The organism is Nocardiopsis sp. ATB16-24 (assembly GCF_030271535.1).
Classification (GTDB): domain Bacteria; phylum Actinomycetota; class Actinomycetes; order Streptosporangiales; family Streptosporangiaceae; genus Nocardiopsis.
The window spans coordinates 1-1,767 of sequence record NZ_JASCXJ010000038.1 but is presented as its reverse complement, the minus strand read 5'-3'; the positions used below and the strand labels follow the sequence as shown (position 1 = coordinate 1,767).

Here is a 1,767-nt window from a genome sequence, read left to right as displayed (position 1 = left end):
GACTCGTACGGGAAGAACGGTTGCTTCTTGAGAACTCAACAGCGCGTGTTCGATAATCTTTAAGCCATAGTTTGTTTTGGCCCCGACACACCACACCCTTCACGGGGTGTGTGATGTGCAGGGTTCCTTTGATTGACCGGGCGACCGGTCGGTCAGGATCTTCCAGGTTTCTCCCGCCACCAGGCCCTCCGTGGTCAGGGGTGGGAGTGTGAGACCTTTATGGAGAGTTTGATCCTGGCTCAGGACGAACGCTGGCGGCGTGCTTAACACATGCAAGTCGAGCGGTAAGGCCCTTCGGGGTACACGAGCGGCGAACGGGTGAGTAACACGTGAGCAACCTGCCCCCGACACCGGGATAAGCGGCGGAAACGCTGTCTAATACCGGATACGACCTTCCGGCGCCTGCCGGGAGGTGGAAAGTCTTGTCGGTCGGGGATGGGCTCGCGGCCTATCAGCTTGTTGGTGGGGTAACGGCCTACCAAGGCGATTACGGGTAGCCGGCCTGAGAGGGCGACCGGCCACACTGGGACTGAGACACGGCCCAGACTCCTGCGGGAGGCAGCAGTGGGGAATATTGCGCAATGGGCGAAAGCCTGACGCAGCGACGCCGCGTGGGGGATGACGGCCTTCGGGTTGTAAACCTCTTTTACCACTAACGCAGGCTCGGGGTTCTCTCCGGGTTGACGGTAGGTGGGGAATAAGGACCGGCTAACTACGTGCCAGCAGCCGCGGTAATACGTAGGGTCCGAGCGTTGTCCGGAATTATTGGGCGTAAAGAGCTCGTAGGCGGTATGTCGCGTCTGCTGTGAAAGACCGGGGCTTAACTTCGGTTCTGCAGTGGATACGGGCATGCTAGAGGTAGGTAGGGGAGACTGGAATTCCTGGTGTAGCGGTGAAATGCGCAGATATCAGGAGGAACACCGGTGGCGAAGGCGGGTCTCTGGGCCTTACCTGACGCTGAGGAGCGAAAGCATGGGTAGCGAACAGGATTAGATACCCTGGTAGTCCATGCCGTAAACGTTGGGCGCTAGGTGTGGGGACTTTCCACGGTTTCCGCGCCGTAGCTAACGCATTAAGCGCCCCGCCTGGGGAGTACGGCCGCAAGGCTAAAACTCAAAGGAATTGACGGGGGCCCGCACAAGCGGCGGAGCATGTTGCTTAATTCGACGCAACGCGAAGAACCTTACCAAGGTTTGACATCACCCGTGGACCTGCAGAGATGTGGGGTCATTTAGTTGGCGGGTGACAGGTGGTGCATGGCTGTCGTCAGCTCGTGTCGTGAGATGTTGGGTTAAGTCCCGCAACGAGCGCAACCCTTGTTCCATGTTGCCAGCACGTGATGGTGGGGACTCATGGGAGACTGCCGGGGTCAACTCGGAGGAAGGTGGGGATGACGTCAAGTCATCATGCCCCTTATGTCTTGGGCTGCAAACATGCTACAATGGCCGGTACAGTGGGCGTGCGAAGCCGTGAGGTGGAGCGAATCCCTCAAAGCCGGTCTCAGTTCGGATTGGGGTCTGCAACTCGACCCCATGAAGGTGGAGTCGCTAGTAATCGCGGATCAGCAACGCCGCGGTGAATACGTTCCCGGGCCTTGTACACACCGCCCGTCACGTCATGAAAGTCGGCAACACCCGAAACTTGCGGCCTAACCCTTCGGGGAGGGAGTGAGTGAAGGTGGGGCTGGCGATTGGGACGAAGTCGTAACAAGGTAGCCGTACCGGAAGGTGCGGCTGGATCACCTCCTTTCTAAGGAGTCTTTTGCAG

General features: G+C 58.7%; 1 rRNA gene. It reads left to right on the top strand.

Features of this window, described 5'->3' with window-relative positions:
* Positions 1-216 precede the first annotated feature (216 nt).
* Positions 217-1,749, top strand: a 16S ribosomal RNA gene (locus PFX91_RS22985).
* Positions 1,750-1,767 lie beyond the last annotated feature (18 nt).